This window comes from Nonomuraea sp. NPDC049141 (genome assembly GCF_040648415.1).
Classification (GTDB): domain Bacteria; phylum Actinomycetota; class Actinomycetes; order Streptosporangiales; family Streptosporangiaceae; genus Nonomuraea.
In genome coordinates this window covers 124,012-142,396 of record NZ_JBEZDR010000017.1, presented here as the reverse complement: position 1 = coordinate 142,396, position 18,385 = coordinate 124,012, and the positions used below count along the sequence as shown (strand labels likewise).

Sequence of the window (18,385 nt, the reverse complement as noted above, 5' to 3'; positions counted from 1 at the left end):
CTCTAGGATCAGCCGTTCGGCCGAGGGGGACAGGACGTCCGGCCGATCCGCCCGGCCCCTGTCCGGCGAGAGGCTCGACGCCATGAACGATGTGCTTGTTGGACGGGCCCTGGCCAAGCGGTTCGGGCAGACGGTCGCCCTGGCCGGAGTGGACCTCGCGGTCCGTGCTGGGGAGGCCGTGGCGATCATGGGCCCGAGCGGCTCCGGCAAATCAACCCTGCTGCACTGCCTGGCCGGCATCATGAAGCCCGACTCGGGCGAGGTGCACCTGCTCGGCCAGCGCATCGACAACCTGCGCGAGCGCGACCGCAGCGCGCTGCGCCGCACCCGCTTCGGCTTCGTCTTCCAGTTCGGCCAGCTCCTGCCCGAGCTGCCCGCCGAGGAGAACGTGGCCCTCCCGCTGATGCTCGGCGACGTGCCGAGGCCGCAGGCGGTACAGCAGGCCCGCGACTGGTTCGGCCCTCTCGGCCTGCACGGCATGGAGACCCGGCGCCCCGGCGAGCTGTCCGGCGGCCAGGCGCAGCGCGTCGCCATCGCCAGGGCGCTGGTCAGCAAGCCCGCGGTGGTCTTCGCCGACGAGCCGACCGGCGCGCTCGACCAGACGACCGGCCAGGAGACGATGCGGCTGCTGGTCGAGGCGACCAAGCACAACGGCGCCTGCCTGATCGTGGTGACCCACGACCCCAACGTGGCCGGCTGGTGCGACCGCACGGTCGAGGTCCGCGACGGCCACCTGCTCGCCGGCGGGGTGCGCGCGTGAACCTCGACCTGACCTGGCGGCTGCTCAAGGGCGGTGGCCGCAAGGGTCTGCTGGGCACCTGGCTGACCCTGGGCGCCGTCGCCGTGTCCACGGCGCTGCTGCTGTTCGCGGTGGCCGCCAACTTCGCCTTCGGGGCCAGGGCCGACCGGAGCGCCTGGCGCAACCCGGTCGCGACCAAGGGCGCGGCCGTGGCGATCGAGGCGGCCCGGCATGACTACGTACGCGATAAGGAGATCACCATCATCGACCTGGCGGCGCTCGGCGCGGACGCGCCCGCGCCGCCCGGCATGGCCCGCTTCCCCGCGCCCGGCGAGGTATGGCTCTCCCCGGCGCTGAAGGAGCTGGCCGGGCAGTTGCCCGCCGAGCAGCTCGCCGCCCGCTTCCCGAACCCCAAGGGCGTGCTCGGCGAGGAAGCGCTGATCTACCCGGGCGAGCTCGTCGCGGTCGTCGGCCACAAGCCGGACGCGCCCGAGCTGACCAGGCCGAGGAGCGACGACTGGATCGTCGGCTACAGCCCGGTGAAGGTGGCGAGCCTGGCGGGGGAGCCGATGGACGACGCCGAGGCCTACCAGGTGCTGGCGCTCATCGCCAGTGTGCTCATGGTCGTGCCGCTGCTGGTGTTCGGGGGCGCGGCGGCCCGGCTCACCGTGGCCAGGAGGGACCAGCGCCTGGCCACGCTCAGGCTGGTCGGCGCGACGCCCGGCCAGGTGGTCGGGATGACCGTGGCCGAGGCGGTGATCGTGGCCTTCGCGGGGGCGGTCACGGGCACGCTCGCCTACGCCCTGGCGGCGCCTCTGCTGGCCGGGATCCAGATCGGCGGCGGGGCGTGGTTCGTCTCCGACCTGTGGCCCAGCCCGCTGGTCCTGGGCGGGCTGCTGGTCGCGGTCCCGCTGCTGGTGGGGCTGTCGGCCGTGGTGGGGCTGCGGCGGGTCGTCGTCAGCCCGCTCGGGGTGGCCAAGCGGGAGACGCCACCCGCGATGCGCTTCATCAGGGTCGTCGTCCTGCTCGCGGTGCTCGCCGCCGTTCCGTTCCTGAGCCGGGGCAACGCCGTGGGCCCCATCGCGGTGGTGATCGGCCTGGCGTTCCTCTGCGTCAATCTGGTCGGCCCGTGGGTGGTCGGCATCATCGGGCGCGTCACAGCCGGGCGGGCCAGGCGGCCGGCGCGGCTGCTGGCGGGCCGCCGGCTGGTGGACGATCCGCGTTCGGCGTGGCGCACGGTGAGCGGGGTGGCCATGACCGGCTTCGTCGCCGGGTTCCTCTGCCTGCTCAGCCCGGGCGCTCTCAGCGGCTCCGCCACCACGGGTCAGCTCCAGGTGGCCGTCCCGGCGGATCAGACGGCCACCGTGGCCGAGCAGGCGCGCACCCGGCTGAAGGCGGCGGGGATCACGGCCACGGTGAAGCCGGCGAAGAAGCTCGTCGCCGTCGCGCTCGGCACCTCGGCCGACGCCGCGACCGTCGACCGGGCCCGTACGGCCCTCGCCGGGCTCGTTCCCGGGCACACGCCCACCACGGAGGCCGACGACGACCACTTCGGCGTCCAGATCCTGGCCGACGTCCGCGCGGGCACGGTGGTCGTGCTGTCGGTGTCCTTCCTGGTGGCCATCGCCAGTGCCGGGATCACCGCCGCCTCCTCGATCCTCGACCGCCGCCAGACGTACGGGCTGCTGCGCCTGGCGGGCACGCCGCTGGAGGTGCTCGACAAGGCGCGCAGGGCCGAGACGCTCATCCCGCTCACCGTGATGGGTGGCGGCGCGATCCTGGTCGGCGCGTTCTGCGCCTCGCCGTTCATGATCGGCGCGGTGAACGCGACCGGGGTGATCACACTGGTCGTCTGCGTCGGGCTCGGGTTCGCCGGGGTGATCGCGGCGGGGGCGCTGAGCAGGCCCTTGCTCCAATCGGTCACCACCGACCCGGCCCCGCGCCCCGACTAGCGTCAGTTCAGTACGAGGTCGCGGATGATCGTCAGTGACCGCTCGTCACGGGGCCCCATCACGAGCAGGCTGGTGACCGGGCTCTGACGCCAGAGTTCGAGGCGTTCCTTGATCCGTCCGGGCGGGCCGACGAGCGAGATGCCGTCGGCCAGCTCATCCGGGATCGCCTGGAACGCCTCGTCCTTCTTCCCGGCCAGGTAGAGCGCCTGGATGCGCTCGGCGGCCTCGGCGAAGCCCATCCGGCCGATGATGTCGGCGTGGAAGTTGCGGTGCTTGGCGCCCATGCCGCCGATGTAGAGCGTGAGCATCATCTTCACGCCGTCGAGCGCGGCCCGTACGTCGTCGGAGATCACCACCATGATCATGGCCGCGACGTCGAAGCCGGGCGCGGCGCCCGACAGCGCCTCGCCGTACATCTCCTCGATCTTGGACGGGAAGGCGAACAGCGGGAGCCAGCCCTGACCGAGCTCGGCGGCCAGGGCCACGTTCTTGGGCCCCTCCGCGCCGAGATAGAGGGGGATGTCGGGCCGCAGCGGGTGGGTGATGAGCTTGAGCGGCTTGCCGAGTCCGTCCGGCAGGGGGAGCGGGTAGTGCGCTCCGTCGCTGGTCACCGGCTCCTCGCGGCGCCACACCTGGCGCATGATGTCGACGTACTCGCGGGTCCTGGTCAGCGGCTTGGCGAACGGCTGGCCGTACCAGCCCTCGACCACCTGGGGTCCCGAGGCGCCGATGCCGAGCAGCAGCCGCCCGCCCGTGAGGTGGTCGAGCGTCATCGCGGTCATCGCCGTGGTGACCGGCGGCCGGGCCGACATCTGGGCGATCGACGTGCCGAGCTTGATGCGCGAGGTACGCGCGCCGTACCAGGCCAGGGGGGTGAAGACGTCGCTGCCGTACGCCTCGGCGGTCCATATCGAGTCGTAGCCGAGCCGTTCGGCCGTCAGGACCGTTTCGGTCGCGTCGTCCGCGTTGCGCTGCCAGTAGCCGAGCTGCAAGCCGAGCTTCATGTGACACCTCCGGAATTAAGTTCTATTACGGCTGTCGAGGTGCCGGGTGTCAATGCATGATCTTTCGGGGAAATTAGCTGCGTGGTTAACGTGCTGTGTCGCCTCGCCTGCGTTCTGCTGCTGCTGTCAGCGGCGGTGGCGCCGATGATGCGGCCGGCGGTGGCCTCCGGGGCTGCCCGGCCGAACATCGTCTTCGTGGTGGCGGACGACCTGGAGAACGGGACGCTCCCGTACTTTCCCGCGATAACCCAGCAGTTGGTGCAGCAGGGCGCCTCGTTCGAGCGGTTCTTCGTGACGAACTCCTGGTGCTGCCCGTCGCGCACGTCGATCCTGCGTTCCCAGTACGTCCACAGCCATGGGGTGTGGACCAACACCGCACCCGAAGGCGGCTTCGACCGCTTCCACACTCTGGGCTTGGAACGTTCCACGATCGGGACCTGGATGCAGCAGGCCGGCTACCGCACGGGGCTCATGGGCAAGTTCCTCAACCACTATCCGGGCACCACCGCCGCCGAGACGTACGTGCCGCCCGGCTGGCACGAGTGGGACGTGCCCGTACGCGACCTGTACCAGGAGTACGGCTACCGCCTCAACGAGAACGGGAAGCTGGTGGACCACGGCTGGGGCGAGGAGGACTACCTGGAGGACGTGCTGGCGGGCAAGGCCCGTGACTTCATCACCGCCGCCCAGCAGCCGTTCTTCCTGTACCTCGCCCCCATCGCGCCGCACAACCCGGCCAACCCCGCCATCCGGCACGTCGACGCGTTCCCCGACGCGCGGGCGCCGCGCACGCCGTCGTTCGACCAGCCGGACGTGTCGGAGGAGCCGGAGTGGCTGCGGTCGAGGCCGCCGTTCTCGCGCAAGGCCATCGAGGAGATCGACGAGCGCTACCGCAGGAGGCTGCGGGCCATGCTCGGCGTCGACGACCTCGTCAACTCGGTGATCACCACCCTTCGGAACACCGGCAAGCTCGACAACACCTACATCTTCTTCACCTCCGACAACGGCTTCCATCTCGGGACCCATCGCCTCCAGCAGGGCAAGACCACCCCGTTCGAGGAGTCCATCCACGTCCCGCTGGTGGTGCGCGGGCCGGGCATCGCGCCAGGCTCGACGATCAAGGAGTTGACGGCGACGGTGGACCTGGCGACCACCTTCGCCGCGCTCGGCGGGGCCACGGTGCCGCCGTTCGTCGAAGGGCGGTCGCTGGTGCCGCTGTTGCAGGGGCAGCACCCGTCGCCGTGGCGGCGGAACGTGCTGGTCGAGTTCAGCAGGCCGGCCGACGTGTCGTCGGCCGCGCAGACGCCGGTGCCCGCCTATGAGGCGTTGCGGACGGATATGTATACGTATGTGAGGTACTCGACCGGCGAGCTCCAGCTGTACGATCTCACCCGAGATCCGTACGAGCTGCACAACCTCGCGCGGCTCGCGGATCCGCAGCTCCTGCTGGGGCTCCAGGAACGGCTGTCGAGGATGCACGCCTGCTCGGGCGCCACCTGCCTGCAGGCCGACTCAGCCGGCTGAGCAGGCGTTGGGGACGGGCAGCCGGCCCGCACGGTAGGCGTTCGGCGGCACCCCCATCACCTCACGGAACTCCGCCGTCATGTGCGACTGGTCGTAGTAGCCCGCGTCGGCGGCCAGTGACGCCGCCTCCTCACGGCACACCCTGGCCAGCACGCCACGGACCCGGTCGATGCGGGCGAACCGCTTGGGCGGGACGCCTACGCCACCCGTGAACAGGTTGCGCAGGTGCCGCTCGCTCACCCCCAGCTCCCTGGCCACCTCGGTCACCGGGGGCCGCGCCGCTCCGGCCGAGAGCAGCGCCGCCGCCGCGCCCACCAGGCCGGCCCGGTCCAGGTCGGCGGACGGCTGCGCGGCGAGCCGGTCGCGGAAGGCCGCCTCCAGCCGTGTCATCACCCGCTCCGCCCAGTCCTCTCCCGTCACCAGGTCCGCCAGCTCGCCGGCCAGCCGGTCCGCTCGCGCCCCCCAAAGGTCCCGGAGGGGGATGATCTGATCCACGAGCTCGCTCATCGGCGCTCCGAGCAGGGGCCGGGCGGTCTCCGGGCGCAGTCGTACCGTGACGCAGTGCGGCACGTCCTTGGGCGCCAGGTAAGACGCCCGCGTGCGCGGCCCCAGCACGTACAGGCGCCCGTCCCCGTCGACCGTGCGGAAGGCCACCATCGGCGCGGTGTCGGGCTCCCGGACGTGGATCCGTCCGGCTCTCGGAAGTGCTGTGCTCATGTGCCGATTCTTCCTATAACCAGAGAGAGGTGCGCTGCCAGCCTCAAAGACATGATTCTGATCACCGGTGCCACGGGCACCATAGGCAGTCTGACCGCCCGCCTCCTCCTCGAGCGCGGTGAAGACGTCCGCTCCATGACCCGGGACCTCTCCCGCGCGCCCGGCGGCGAAGCCGTCCAGGCCGACTTCGAGGACCCGCGATCGCTGCGGCAGGCGTTCGAGGGCGTGTCGGCCGCCCTTCTGCTGACCGGATTCGGCCAGAAGCTGAAGGAACACGACCAGGCCATGATCGAGGCGGCCAGAGCGGCGGGCGTCAAGAAGGTGGTGAAGCTCTCGGCCGTCGGCACGGGCGACACCGACGACCCCGCCGACGTCAGATCGTGGCACGTGCCGGGCGAGGAGGCCATCAAGGCGAGCGGCATGTCATGGACCATGCTCCGCCCGGCCGGCTTCGCCTCCAACTCGCTGGGCTGGGCGGAAGCCGTCAAGGCGGGCGGTCCGATCCCCAACTTCACCGGCGACGGCGCGCAGCCCATCATCGATCCGCGCGACATCGCGGCCGTGGCGGTGGCCGCTCTCACCACGAGCGCGCACGACTCGCGGACCTACGAGCTCACGGGTCCGGAGCTGCTCAGCGTCCCCGCCCAGGTGGCGATCCTGGCCAAGGTGCTCGGCCGCCCGCTTGCGACCGTCGAGATCCCCATCCAGACGGCCAAGGAGCAGATGCTCGCCTCGGGCGCCGATCCCACCCTGGTCGAAGTCGCGGCCACGGGCTGGACCATGCTCAAGGAGGTGGGCTGGCCGCACGTCTCGGAGGACGTCCAGTCGGTGCTGGGCCGGCCGGCCGCCTCCTACGAGTCCTGGGTCCGGGACCACCGGGCCACTTTCAGCTAAGAGACGGGTACGCGTGGGCCAGGTGCTCGGCGACCGCGGTCGCGGCCTCCTCGGCATCGCCCGCCTGTACGGCCGTGAGAATGCGTTCGTGGTCGGCCCGTAGCACGGACGTGTCGCCGAGTCGCGTCACCGCCTCCACCGAGTAGCGCCGCATCGTGTCGCGCAGCGACCGCATGATGGCCGAGATCAGCCGGTTCCCCGACGCGTCCGCCAGCGCGCAGTGGAAGGCGGTGTCGTGCTCGACGAACTCCTCCGCCGACCGCGCCGCGTCCATGCCCGCCAGGGCGGCGGCGAGGCCGGAGGTGTCGGCCCCGGCCGTGGCCGCGTGTGTCGCCGCCCAGCGTTCGATCATCAGCCGGGTGTCGATCACCTCGCGCAGCTCCAGGCTGGCCAGTCCCAGATGCAGCCGGAGCAGGTCGGTGAGCGCCGTGTCGGGGCGGGACGTCAGCACCGCCCCGGCATCCGGCCCCCGCCCCACCTGCGACGACACCACGCCGAGCGTCTCCAGCACGCGCATGGCCTCCCGCACCGACGAGCGGCTGACCCCCAGTTGCTCGGCCAGGCTGCGCTCGGCGGGCAGCCGGTCGCCGGCGGTGAGACCGTCTTCGGCGATGCGCCGTTCGATCTGTGCGAGTACGTCCTCGAATGTGCGAGTCCGCCGGACGGGACGCCAGTCGGTCACCACTGTCCCCCTGGGTGTGGATTCGATATGGTCTGACCATACTGTGGTCAGACCATACATCGGAAGGAGAGTTGTGCGAGTCGCCCTGTTCATCACGTGCGTGAACGACACGCTCTTCCCCGGCACCGGCAAGGCCGTCGTGTCGCTCCTGCGCAGGCTCGGCTGCGAGGTGGACTTCCCCACCGCCCAGACGTGCTGCGGCCAGATGCACGTCAACACGGGCTACCGCGAGGAGGGCGTACGACTGGCGCGCCGCTTCACCGAGGTGTTCGCCGGATACGACGCGGTCGTCGCGCCGTCCGGATCGTGCGCCGCCATGGTGCGCGAGCAGTACCCCAAGCTGGTCCGGCCGGGCAGCAGGGGAGCGGCGGCGGTCGCCGAGGTCGCGCCCAAGGTCTACGAGCTCTCCGAGTTCCTGCTGGACGTCCTGAAAGTCGACGACGTAGGCGCATATTTCCCGCACCGGGTGACATATCACCCGACGTGTCACTCGCTGCGCGGGCTGCACCTCGGCGACCGCCCGACCAGGCTCCTCCAGAACGTCCGGGGTCTGGAGCTGGTCCCGCTCCCGGCGGCGGACGAGTGCTGCGGCTTCGGCGGCACGTTCTCCGTCAAGAACCCGGCCGTCTCCGCCGCCATGGGCGCCGACAAGGCACGCAGCGTGCTCGACACGGGCGCCGAGGTGCTGTGCGCGGCCGACAACTCGTGCCTGATGCACATCGGCGGCACACTCAGCCGCCAGCGGACCGGGGTCCGGGTCATGCACCTCGCCGAGATCCTCGCCTCGACCGAAGCTTCCACCAAAGGTGGCGACGCCCAATGAGCGCGACATTCATCGGCATGCCAGGAAATTTCCCGCAAAATGCGGCGAAGGCCGTACAGAACTCTCAGCTTCGCTACAACCTCCGCAAGGCCACGCACACCATCCGGGGCAAGCGCGCGAACGTCGTCAACGAGCTCCCCGACTGGCAGGAGCTCCGCGCGGCCGGTAAGGCGATCAAGGACGACACCCTGCGCCACCTCGACCGCTACCTCGTCCAGCTGGAGGAGGCCGTGACCAGGGCGGGCGGCCACGTCCACTGGGCCCGCGACGCCGACGAGGCCAACCGCATCGTCACCCGGCTCGTCCAGGCCACCGGCGAGACCGAGGTGGTCAAGGTCAAGTCGATGGCCACCCAGGAGATCGGCCTCAACGAGGCGCTGGCCGCGCAGGGCATCACCGCCTACGAGACCGACCTGGCCGAGCTGATCGTCCAGCTCGGCGACGACTTCCCGAGCCACATCCTGGTCCCCGCGATCCACCGCAACCGGGCCGAGATCCGCGAGATCTTCCTCGACAAGATGCGCCCGGTCCCGGAAGACCTCACCGACGAGCCACGCGCGCTGGCCGAGGCCGCCCGGCTGCACCTGCGCGAACGCTTCCTCAAGAGCAAGGTCGCCGTCTCGGGCGCCAACTTCATGATCGCCGAGACCGGCACGCTGGTGGTGCTGGAGTCCGAGGGCAACGGCCGGATGTGCCTCACGCTGCCGGAGACCCTGATCAGTGTGGTCGGCATCGAGAAGCTGCTGCCCTCCTGGCGCGACCTGGAGGTCTTCCTGCAGCTGCTGCCGCGCAGCTCAACCGGCGAGCGCATGAACCCCTACACCAGCATGTGGACCGGCTCGACCGAGGGCCAGGACTTCCACCTGGTGCTGCTCGACAACGGCCGCACGAACGTGCTCGCCGACGAGGTGGGCCGCCAGGCGCTGCGCTGCATCCGCTGCTCGGCCTGCCTGAACGTCTGCCCGGTCTACGAACGCGCGGGCGGCCACGCCTACGGCTCGGTCTACCCGGGCCCGATCGGCGCGATCCTCACCCCGCAGCTCAGGGGCATGTCGTCGGAGCTCGACGCCTCGCTGCCGTACGCCTCCAGCCTCTGCGGCGCCTGCTACGAGGTGTGCCCGGTCGCCATCGACATCCCCGAGGTGCTCGTGGACCTGCGCGCCAAGGTCCGCCACGCGCCGGCCGAGCGCGTGGGCATGCGCGTGGCGGGCTGGATACTCAACGACGAGGTACGCCTGTCGAAGGCGCAACGCCTGGCCACCCGCTTCCGCAAGGTGGTGCCGAAACGCCTGCCGGGCCCGCTGTCGGCCTGGACCGACACCCGGGACCTGCCGGAGATCCCGGAAGAATCGTTCAGAGACTGGTGGGAGCGTAATGAGCGCGCGTGACGAGATCCTGGCCAGGGTCCGCCGAGCCGTGGAAGGCGCGCCCGAGGTGGCGATCCCGCGCGGCTACCGCACGGCAGCGCAGGTGGAGGACCTGGTGGGGCTGTTCGCCGAGCGGGTGGACGACTACCGCGCGGTCGTGCACGTGCTGCCTTCGGCCGAGGTGCCCGGCAAGATAACCGAGCTGGTGGCCGGCCGCCGGATGGTCGTGCCGGACGGGCTGCCGCCGGAGTGGCGGGTGCCCGGCGGCGTCGCGGGCGGCACGGTGGCCGAGCTGGACGGCGCCGACGGGGTGGTCACCGGCTGCGCGGTGGCGATCGCCGAGACCGGCACGATCGTCCTCGACGCGGGCCCCGGTCAGGGCCGCAGGGCGCAGACCCTGGTGCCCGACTATCACCTGTGCGTGGTCCGCGCGGACCAGATCGTGGCCGGCGTCCCCGAAGCGGTGGCCAGGCTCGACCCGGTCCGCCCGCTGACCTGGATCAGCGGGCCGTCGGCGACCAGCGACATCGAGCTCAACCGGGTGGAGGGCGTACACGGGCCCAGGACGCTGGAAGTGATCATAAGTACCTGATGACCGCCGCCACGTCCGCGACCTCCGGCGTGAACCACAGCTCGGCGTCCGTCATGGTCGCGGCCCTGGCCAGCGCGGAGTCCGCGCGTTCCGGCCGCGGCTCGTCGACCCCCCAGCCGCGTAGCTCCCCGGCGTCGGGGGCCAGTTGCGTGCCGCCGCCGCCGATCCACATGGGCTGCGGCAGCTCGCCCGGCATGAGCACCGCGTGCACCCTGCCCTCCCGCAGGGCGTGCGCGACGCCGGCCCGTCCGGTGGGGCCGCCGGCCTCGCGGTGCCGGTCGAGCAGCTCCGCCCGGCGGCGCTCGAGGTAGGCGTCGAGCGCGGTCTCGGCGTCGCGTACGAACTGCCCGTGGTCGGCCCGGCTGCCGTGCTCGACCATCATCACGCGGTCCGCGGACTTCGTACCGAGGTGGTTGCAGAGCAGCGCGCGCGACTTCGGCTCGCCGCCCAGCACGATCAGTTCGAGGCCGAGCCGCCGGACCTGCTCGTCGATCTCGTGCGCGACGGCCACCGCGGTCTGCTCCCACGCCTCCTCCACGGCGCGCTCGTACCGCTTCTGCGACCAACCGCCCTGCGCGGTCTTCGGCAGCGGCCACGAGGTGGCCTCCACGGTGGACCGGCGGGGCGAGCCGCCGCCGAAGGCGGTCAGCTCGGCGCCCGCGTGGTCGGCGATGACCCGCAGATGCGGCACGTTCTCCCCGCGCAGCATGAGCATGGGCGTGACCAGCGGCAACGGCGAGTACGCGGCCAGCGCGGCCGGCTCCTCGGCGAACGTCTCCGCCAGCACCACGTCGCCGTGGGTGGCGAACATCGCCCGCCCGGCCGCCGCCGCCCCGGCCGCCTCCGCCTCCAGGGCGTCGAGCGTCGCCGGGTCCGCTTCGCCACGGAGCCGGCGGCGCAGCACCTGCCAGTGTCGCTCGCGGTCGCGCTGAGTGAGCCCGGCCAGATAGACCGACGCGTACGGCCCGCGGCGCTCAAAGAGCGGCCGGATGAAGTCGAGCCGCACTGCTCACCACCTCCACTTCTTCCTCTCCCCTGCGCCTACCCCCGCTTTCATGAGCAAACATCGCGAGTGTGTACCCTGCCGAGGGTGTTCGATCCCGGCGTGAGAATCACCACCGCGCGGCTCGTGCTCCGGCCCTTCAGCACCAGGGACGCCGACCGGATCCGCTCGATCGTGCAGTCCGGTGTCCAGTTCCTGCCGCCCGGCACGCCCGCCAAGGTGTCGGGCATCGCGCACTGGCTCAAGACCGGCGTGCACGAGCTGCGGCGCTCCGGGCAGGGCGTGCACCTGGCGATGGCCGACGCCGACGACCGCGTCGTCGGCGCCATCAGCCTGTTCAAGACCGCGTGGGGCGCGGGCACGACCGAGGTCGGCTACGGCGTGCACCCCCTCTACCGGGGCCGCGGCTTCGCCCCCGAAGCCGTGCGCGGGCTGGTCGACTGGGTGTTCGCCACCACCGAGCTGCGCAGGATCGATCTGACGGCCAACCTCGACAACCTGGCCTCGCTGCGCGTCGCGCAGAAAGCGGGCTTCACCTGGGAAGGCGTGCTCCGTGACGCCGCGATGGAGGACGACGGGCCGCATGATCTGGTGATCTTCGGCCTGCTGCGCGGCGACAGTCGCGCCCCTTTCGAGACGCTGCCCCGGACCGAGCTGCGTACCCAGCGACTGCTGCTCAGACCGCTGGCCGAGGCGGATGTGGCGGACCTGGCGGCCACGGGCGCCGACCCGCTCACCCAGGCCGAGACCGGGCTGCCGCGCGGTTACACCCAGGCGGACGCCCGCGCGTTCATCGGCGCCGCCGAGCGGGCACGGACCAGGGGACACGGGATCGCCTACGCCGTGGCGGAACTGGCCGGCGGCCGTTTCGTGGCGAACGTGGACCTCAGGGACGCCGACTGGGCCAACCGAACGGTGGAGGTCGGCTACATGACCGCGCCCTGGGCCCGCGGCAAGGGGTACGCGGGGGAGGCGGTGCGGGCGGTGTCCCGCTGGCTGTTCGTCACGCAGGGTTTCGTGCGGTTGCAACTGCGCGTCGCGGTCTCCAACGTGGCCTCGCAGCGTGTCGCGGAGAAGGCGGGCTTCGTCCGCGAGGGCGTGGTGCGCAACGCGCTCCAGGGCCGGGACCTGGTCGTCTACAGTCTCATCCCGTCCGATCTGAGCTAAGGGTTGGTTCGTGCGGACAGGCACACCGGACTGGCCCTCCTACCCCTTTGTGAAACTCCTCAGCAACAGTCACCCTTAGTGGTGAGGTGGTGAGGCCCATGATCACAGTGGTCGGGTGGGACGGATCAGAGCTGTCGGCCAGGGCGGTCGAGCGGCTGCGCGGAGCGACGCTCGTGGTGGGGCCCGACGCCATCATCGGGCAGCTCAAGCTGACCGCGCCGGTCGTGGCCGACGGGTCGCTGCTCCAGACCCTCGACAGCCACTTCGAGCAGGGCGAGGGCGCCGCCGTGGTGGTCGCCGAGGGCGATCCCGGCTTCTTCGGCGTGGTACGCAGGCTGCGCGCCCACGGGCTCAAGCCCGACGTGCTCCCCGCCACCTCGCTGGTCACCCGCGCCTTCGCCTGCGCCGGGCTCAACTGGGAGGACGCCCTGGTCGTCGCCCCGGCCGGCCCGCACCAGCTCAACCGCGTGGTCAACGCCTGCAGAGCGCACCCCAAGGTGGCCCTGCTGGTCGCGCCCGGGGTCGGGCCCGGTGACATCGCCCGCGAGCTGGCTCCCACCACCCCGCGCGAGCTCATCGTCTGCGAGGACATCGGCGGGCCCGACGAGCGGGTCACCCACAGCCGCATGGGTGAGGCCACCACCCGGCCGTGGAAGGACCCCGACGTGGTGCTCGTCATCGACCCCCTTCACCAGGCCAGAGAGCCCAGCTGGGTGGCGGGTGCGCAGCCGGGGCCGGCCGAGTGGGCGCTGCCGTCCGCGACCGCGATCCCGGCCGAGGCCAGGGCGTACATCCTGGCCAAGCTCGGCCCCAGGCTCGGCGACCTGGTGTGGGACGTGGGCGCCGGCTCCGGCGAGATCGCCGTCGAGTGCGCCAGGCTCGGCGCGGCCGTCGTGGCCGTCGAGCGTGACGACGCGGCCTGCGCCCGGCTGCGCGCCGCGGTGCTCGAACACGGCGTCAAAGTGGCGCTGGCCAGGGGCCAGGCGCCACCCGCGCTCGAACCGCTGCCCGATCCCGACGCCGTGTTCGTCGGCGGGGGCGGGGGCGATGTCATCGTCGCCTGCGCCGCCCGCCGCCCCCGTACGCTGGTATGCGCGCTCAAGTCGGTCGAACAGGTCGCCGCGGTGCTCGACCGGCTCCGCGAGCACGGCTATCGTGCCGAGGGCACGCAGATAATCGCCTCAAAGCTCACCATTCAGCCGGACGGATCGCATAGCCTGACCGCGGCCGACCCAGTCTTCGTCGTGCACGCGACCCCCTCGCGTGTGGCGTGACCTGTCCCAACCGGCACGCATCGGTTATCCTCGCGTGTCTTGCCTACGCACCGGAGAATCCCTCAATGAAGCCCCCGCTCCTGCTCATCGGGCAGGGCTCGAACGATGACGCCGACTCCGCCGAGTTCGGCAGGTTCGTCCACAGGCTCCGATGCCGTCTGGACCAGCGGGCCGCCGACGTCTCCGGCGGTTATCTCGAGCGCGCCACGCCACGGGTGAGCGAGTCCGTCGCCTCCCTGGTCGCCCGGGGACACCACCGCCTGGTGGCGCTGCCGCTGAGCCTCAACCGGGTGGGCGCGGAGTTCCCCGCCGAGATGGCGCGGGTGCAGGAACGGCACCCGACGCTGATGTGCGACTACGGCCGCCCGCTCGGGCCCGACCCGCGCGTGCTCGCGCTGCTGGCCGAGCGGCTCAACGACGCCGCCACCGAGATACCCAAACTGCGCCCGCTGGAGCTGGTCGGCGGCCGCCCGCGGCTGCGGGCCGTCGACTCGGCGGCCATCGAGCCGCCTGCCCACATCGAGCCCGGGGAGACCGCGGTCGTCCTGGTCGGCGAGGGTTCCACCGACCCGACGGGCAACGCCGAGATCCACCGTGTCTCCCGGCTGTTCTGGGAGACGCACGCCTATGACTTCATGACGGTCGAGACCGCCTTCGTGTCGGTCACGCCACCCGGGGTCCCCGGCGGGCTCGAGCGCTGCCGCCGCCTGGGTGCCAAGCGCGTGATCGTCGTGCCGTACCTGCTGTTCGCGGGCGGGATGCTGGAGCGCGTGTGGGCGCAGGCGCTGGCCTATGGCGCCGGCCACCCCGAGCTCGACATCCGCTGCGCCGAGGTGATCGGCGACTGCGAGACCCTGGCCGATGTCGTCATCGACCGCTACGAGGAAGCGCTCCAACTTGGTCCCCTGATCCCTACCCGGAGGTAAGCCGTGCTCGCTGAGACGCTCGCCGCGATTCGCCCCGCCGACCCGCGCGCCATCGCCGACGCCCGGGCCTACCAGGACCGTCTCACCAAGCCGCGCGGCTCGCTCGGCGCGCTGGAAGAGGTCGCGGTACGTCTGTCGGGCGCCGCGGGCGCCACCCCGCCGCCCATGCCGGACCCGGCAGCCCTGGCCATCTTCGCCGCCGACCACGGCGTCCACGCCCAGAACGTCACCCCGTGGCCGCAGGAGGTCACGGTCCAGATGGTGGCCAACTTCCTGTCGGGCGGCGCGGTGGCCAACGCCTTCGCCAAGCAGGTGGGCGCGACGGTGACCGTGGTCGACGTCGGTGTCGCGGCGGACCTGCCCGACGCGCCTGGCCTGGTCAAGCGCAAGATCGGCTACGGTACGGACGACATGTCCGTGGGTCCGGCCATGACCGTGGATCAGGCCGTACAGGCTCTGGAAGCCGGCATCTCGGTGGCGCGCGAGCTGGTGGCGGGCGGCGCCCGCTGCCTGATCACCGGCGACATGGGCATCTCCAACACCACGGCCTCCGCCGCGCTGATCTCCGCCTTCACCGGCCGGGACCCCGTCGAGGTCACGGGCAGGGGCACCGGGATCGACGACGAGACCCACGCCCGCAAGGTGGAAGTGATCCGCGAGGCGCTCCGGGTGAACGGCGTGAACTCCGTCATGTCCCTGCCCAGCGACGCCCTGCGGGCGCTGGCCGCCGTGGGCGGCTTCGAGCACGCGGCGCTGGTGGGCTTCATCCTCGGCGGCGCCGCGGCCCGCGTGCCGCTGATCCTCGACGGGGTCATCGCCGGGTCGGCCGCCCTCGTGGCGGCCGCGCTCGACCCCGCCGCGCTGGATCACTGCGTCGCCGGGCACCGCTCTGCCGAGGTCGGCCACACCGCCGCCCTCGAACACCTCGGTCTGCGCCCCCTGGTGGACCTGGAGCTGCGGCTGGGGGAGGGCACCGGCGGGCTGCTGGCCTACCCGATCGTCTGCGCCGCCGTACGTGTCATGCACGAGGTCGCCACCTTCGACTCGGCGGGAGTGACGGAAAAACCCGTGTGATGATGGGGTCATGTCGAGATACGGCCCCATGTACGGGCCCGATATCACCTTCCTCGGCGTCGACCGATGCGACGTCGGCGACCCGGCGACCTACGCGGGCGCCGACGTAGTGATCATCGGGGCTCCGTTCGACGGTGGGACCTCCAACCGTCCCGGAGCCAGGTTCGGCCCGATGGCCCTGCGGCAGGCCTGTTACCTGCCGCACGACGGCTCCAGGCCCAGCCTGGCGCTGCGCGTGGACGCGCTCAAGGACCTGCGTGTGCTCGACGCGGGCGACGTCGAGTGCTACTCCGGCGACGTCGAGTCCTCGCTGGCCGCCATCGAGGACGCGGTCCACCGCGTCGCCGCCTCCGGGGCTGTGCCGCTCGTCCTGGGCGGCGACCACACGGTCGCGCTGCCCGACGCCAGGGGCACCGCCAGGGCGTACGAGCCGGGCCGCACCTCGATGATCCACTTCGACGCGCACGCCGACACGGGCAACATCGCCTTCGGCCACCTGTACGGCCACGGCCAGCCCATGCGCCGGCTCATCGAGTCCGGTGCCATCCGCGGTGACCGGTTCCTGCAGATCGGCCTGCGCGGCTACTGGCCGGGCCCCGAGACGCTCGGCTGGATGGCCGAGCAGCACATGCGCTCGTACGAGATGACCGAGATCGTCGCCCGGGGGCTGGAGGAGTGCCTGACCGAGGCGTTCGGCATCGCGCTCGACGAGTGCGACCAGATCTTCCTGTCCGTCGACATCGACGTCTGCGACCCAGGGCACGCGCCCGGCACCGGCACGCCCGAGCCGGGCGGGCTGTCGGCCAGGCAACTCCTCGACTCGGTCCGGCGGATCTGTTACGAACTGCCGGTGGCCGGCATGGAGGTGGTCGAGGTGGCTCCGCCGTACGATCATGCGGACATCACCGCGTTCCTCGGGAACCGGGTTATCCTTGAGGCGCTGTCAGCGATGGCCAGACGCCGGAAGGACGATAATGGCGGGCCCCGCTGGGATCCTCACCAGCCGCTTCTTGACGGCCGATAAATCTCTCGGTAAGACCCGGTAGGTTTACCTCTTAACACACCAAGCTTCGCGAACGGGAGATTCCCCAGCATGGGCCCCTACCTCCTTGGCCTGCGGCTTTCCGGGCGCCGGGTCCTCGTCGTGGGCGGCGGGCGTGTCGCCCAGCGAAGGGTTCCGGCGCTGTTGGAGGCCGGTGCCGAGGTCACCGTGGTGTCCACGAGCGTCACGCCGGCTCTCGACGACCTGATCGCCACCGGCCGGATCACCTGGCACGCCCGGCCCTACGAGGTCGGCGACTGCGACGGAGCCTGGCTCGTCCAGGCCTGCACCGACGACAGATCCGTCAACACCGCCGTCGCCGCCGAGGCCGAGGCCAAACGGATCTGGTGCGTGCGCGCCGACGACAAGGACGCCTCCGCCGCCTGGACCCCCGCCTCCGGGCGGGTCGACGAGATCACCGTGGCGGTGACCGCCGGCGGCGACCCGCGCAGGGCGGCCGGCATCAGGGACGCGGTCGTGGGCGCGCTGCGCGACGGCACGGTCGATGCCCGCCGCAGCCGTACCAAACCCGTCGGCGTGGCCCTGGTCGGCGGTGGGCCCGGCGATCCCGGCCTGATCACCGTGCGGGGGCGGCAGCTCCTCGCGCAGGCCGACGTGGTGGTCGCCGACCGGCTCGCGCCCCGCGCCCTCCTCGACGAGCTCGCACCCGACGTCGAGCTCATCGACGCGGCCAAAGTGCCCTATGGCAGGTCGCTCTCGCAGGAGTCCATCAACGAGTTGCTCATCGACCGGGCCAGACAGGGCAAGTTCGTGGTCCGGCTCAAGGGCGGCGACCCGTTCGTGTTCGGGCGCGGCGGCGAAGAGATGATCGCCTGTGCCCGCGCGGGCATCCCGGTCCTCGTGGTTCCCGGCATCACCAGCGCCGTGGCGGTGCCCGCCGCGGCCGGGGTCCCGGTGACGCATCGCGGGGTCAGCCAGGAGTTTCACGTGATCTCCGTGCACGTCGCGCCGGACGACCCCCAATCGACCGTCGACTGGCCGGGGCTGGCCCGTTCGCGGGGCACGCTGGTGCTGATGATGGCCGTCGAGAGGCTGGCGAAGGTGGCCGAGGCACTCCTGAGAGATGGACGCCCTCCGGAGACTCCCGTAATGGTGGTACAGGACGGTACTCTTCCGACCCAGCGGGCGGTTGTGGCTCCACTTTCCACCGTGGCCGACCGCGTGTCCGCGGCTGGTATACGGCCGCCGGCGATCGTCATCGTCGGCGACGTCGTAAGGGTCGGCCAGGAGGTCGAGATGGTTCGAGCGGGGCGTCTGCCGTGAGCACGGCCATGGATGACGGGCGCCAGGAGTCGCCTGGGGAGCAGACGTTGAGCTTCCGCGCCATCACGGACGAGTCCGCGGCGCCACCACCGGCCGCTGCGGTCGGGGACGATTCTGCGGCGTCATCCTCGACCGCTGCAGACGAAGACGAGTCCGCGGCACCGACGCCGGCCGCCGCGGTCGAAGACGATTCTGCGGCGCCATCGCCGGCCTCTGCGGCCGAGGAGGAGGCCCCGGCTTCGGCCGGAGAGTCTCCCGGCGAGGCGGCGGAGCTTGCGGCGTCGTCCGAGGAGCCCTCTGATGGGCCCGAGGCGTCGTCTG

General features: G+C 71.7%; 17 protein-coding genes. 13 read left to right on the top strand and 4 right to left on the bottom strand.

The features are described 5' to 3' along the window. Positions 1 to 82: 82 nt before the first annotated feature. Positions 83 to 760 carry an ABC transporter ATP-binding protein gene (locus AB0B91_RS42005; RefSeq protein ID WP_358332619.1) on the top strand — a complete coding sequence of 226 codons (678 nt, stop codon included), beginning with the start codon at positions 83 to 85 and terminating at the stop codon, positions 758 to 760. Further along, positions 757 to 2,691 carry an FtsX-like permease family protein gene (locus AB0B91_RS42000; RefSeq protein ID WP_358332616.1) on the top strand — a complete coding sequence of 645 codons (1,935 nt, stop codon included), beginning with the start codon at positions 757 to 759 and terminating at the stop codon, positions 2,689 to 2,691. The genes AB0B91_RS42005 and AB0B91_RS42000 overlap by 4 nt, the downstream gene beginning before the upstream one ends. A gap of 2 nt (positions 2,692 to 2,693) precedes the next feature. Here the strand turns inward: AB0B91_RS42000 and AB0B91_RS41995 are convergent, their stop codons facing one another. Further along, entirely contained in the window at positions 2,694 to 3,695 is a 1,002-nt protein-coding gene (locus AB0B91_RS41995) for an LLM class F420-dependent oxidoreductase (RefSeq protein WP_358332613.1), read from the bottom strand. 81 nt (positions 3,696 to 3,776) lie between these two features. On the opposite strand from AB0B91_RS41995, the gene AB0B91_RS41990 reads away from it, so the two are divergent. Further along, complete coding sequence (locus AB0B91_RS41990; RefSeq protein WP_358332611.1) at positions 3,777 to 5,219, top strand: sulfatase; 1,443 nt, start codon at positions 3,777 to 3,779, stop codon at positions 5,217 to 5,219. On the opposite strand, the gene AB0B91_RS41985 is transcribed toward AB0B91_RS41990, so the two are convergent. Beyond that, on the bottom strand, positions 5,208 to 5,936 hold the full coding sequence (locus AB0B91_RS41985) for a helix-turn-helix domain-containing protein (RefSeq protein ID WP_358332608.1): 729 nt from the start codon (positions 5,934 to 5,936) through the stop codon (positions 5,208 to 5,210). The genes AB0B91_RS41990 and AB0B91_RS41985 overlap by 12 nt on opposite strands. 51 nt (positions 5,937 to 5,987) lie before the next feature. Here AB0B91_RS41985 and AB0B91_RS41980 point away from each other — a divergent pair, with 51 nt between their 5' ends. Then, entirely contained in the window at positions 5,988 to 6,830 is an 843-nt protein-coding gene (locus tag AB0B91_RS41980) for an NAD(P)H-binding protein (RefSeq protein WP_358332605.1), read from the top strand. On the opposite strand, the gene AB0B91_RS41975 is transcribed toward AB0B91_RS41980, so the two are convergent. After that, positions 6,823 to 7,512 (bottom strand): FCD domain-containing protein, encoded by a 690-nt coding sequence (locus AB0B91_RS41975; protein ID WP_358332602.1) that lies wholly within the window; start codon positions 7,510 to 7,512, stop codon positions 6,823 to 6,825. The genes AB0B91_RS41980 and AB0B91_RS41975 overlap by 8 nt on opposite strands. 73 nt (positions 7,513 to 7,585) lie before the next feature. On the opposite strand from AB0B91_RS41975, the gene AB0B91_RS41970 reads away from it, so the two are divergent. The 3 genes from AB0B91_RS41970 to AB0B91_RS41960 are packed head-to-tail and all read left to right on the top strand — an operon-like array spanning position 7,586 to position 10,294. Continuing rightward, positions 7,586 to 8,335 (top strand): (Fe-S)-binding protein, encoded by a 750-nt coding sequence (locus AB0B91_RS41970; RefSeq protein ID WP_358332599.1) that lies wholly within the window; start codon positions 7,586 to 7,588, stop codon positions 8,333 to 8,335. Beyond that, a complete protein-coding gene (locus AB0B91_RS41965; protein ID WP_358332597.1) occupies positions 8,332 to 9,723 on the top strand; it encodes a LutB/LldF family L-lactate oxidation iron-sulfur protein in 1,392 nt (463 codons plus the stop codon). The genes AB0B91_RS41970 and AB0B91_RS41965 overlap by 4 nt, the downstream gene beginning before the upstream one ends. Then, complete coding sequence (locus AB0B91_RS41960; protein WP_358332594.1) at positions 9,710 to 10,294, top strand: lactate utilization protein C; 585 nt, start codon at positions 9,710 to 9,712, stop codon at positions 10,292 to 10,294. The genes AB0B91_RS41965 and AB0B91_RS41960 overlap by 14 nt, the downstream gene beginning before the upstream one ends. On the opposite strand, the gene AB0B91_RS41955 is transcribed toward AB0B91_RS41960, so the two are convergent. Next, a complete protein-coding gene (locus AB0B91_RS41955) occupies positions 10,281 to 11,300 on the bottom strand; it encodes a Vms1/Ankzf1 family peptidyl-tRNA hydrolase (protein ID WP_358332591.1) in 1,020 nt (339 codons plus the stop codon). The two genes, AB0B91_RS41960 and AB0B91_RS41955, sit on opposite strands and share 14 nt — an antisense overlap. 99 nt (positions 11,301 to 11,399) lie before the next feature. On the opposite strand from AB0B91_RS41955, the gene AB0B91_RS41950 reads away from it, so the two are divergent. The 6 genes from AB0B91_RS41950 to cobA all read left to right on the top strand — a co-directional run bounded on the left by AB0B91_RS41950 (position 11,400) and on the right by cobA (position 18,064). Further along, the gene (locus AB0B91_RS41950; RefSeq protein ID WP_358332588.1) at positions 11,400 to 12,464 is read left to right on the top strand and encodes a GNAT family N-acetyltransferase; all 1,065 of its coding nucleotides are present in this window, start codon (positions 11,400 to 11,402) and stop codon (positions 12,462 to 12,464) included. 98 nt (positions 12,465 to 12,562) lie between these two features. Next, entirely contained in the window at positions 12,563 to 13,738 is a 1,176-nt protein-coding gene (locus AB0B91_RS41945) for an SAM-dependent methyltransferase (RefSeq protein WP_358332585.1), read from the top strand. 65 nt (positions 13,739 to 13,803) lie between these two features. Then, positions 13,804 to 14,664, top strand: coding sequence for a sirohydrochlorin chelatase (locus AB0B91_RS41940; RefSeq protein ID WP_358332582.1), 861 nt, complete (start codon positions 13,804 to 13,806; stop codon positions 14,662 to 14,664). Between the two features lie 3 nt (positions 14,665 to 14,667). Beyond that, positions 14,668 to 15,738, top strand: a complete 1,071-nt coding sequence (cobT, locus tag AB0B91_RS41935) for a nicotinate-nucleotide--dimethylbenzimidazole phosphoribosyltransferase (protein ID WP_358332580.1) — start codon at positions 14,668 to 14,670, stop codon at positions 15,736 to 15,738. Between the two features lie 10 nt (positions 15,739 to 15,748). Continuing rightward, a complete protein-coding gene (speB, locus tag AB0B91_RS41930) occupies positions 15,749 to 16,762 on the top strand; it encodes an agmatinase (protein WP_358332577.1) in 1,014 nt (337 codons plus the stop codon). A 69-nt stretch (positions 16,763 to 16,831) separates the two neighbouring features. After that, positions 16,832 to 18,064, top strand: coding sequence for a uroporphyrinogen-III C-methyltransferase (gene cobA / locus AB0B91_RS41925; protein WP_219537529.1), 1,233 nt, complete (start codon positions 16,832 to 16,834; stop codon positions 18,062 to 18,064). Positions 18,065 to 18,385 lie beyond the last annotated feature (321 nt).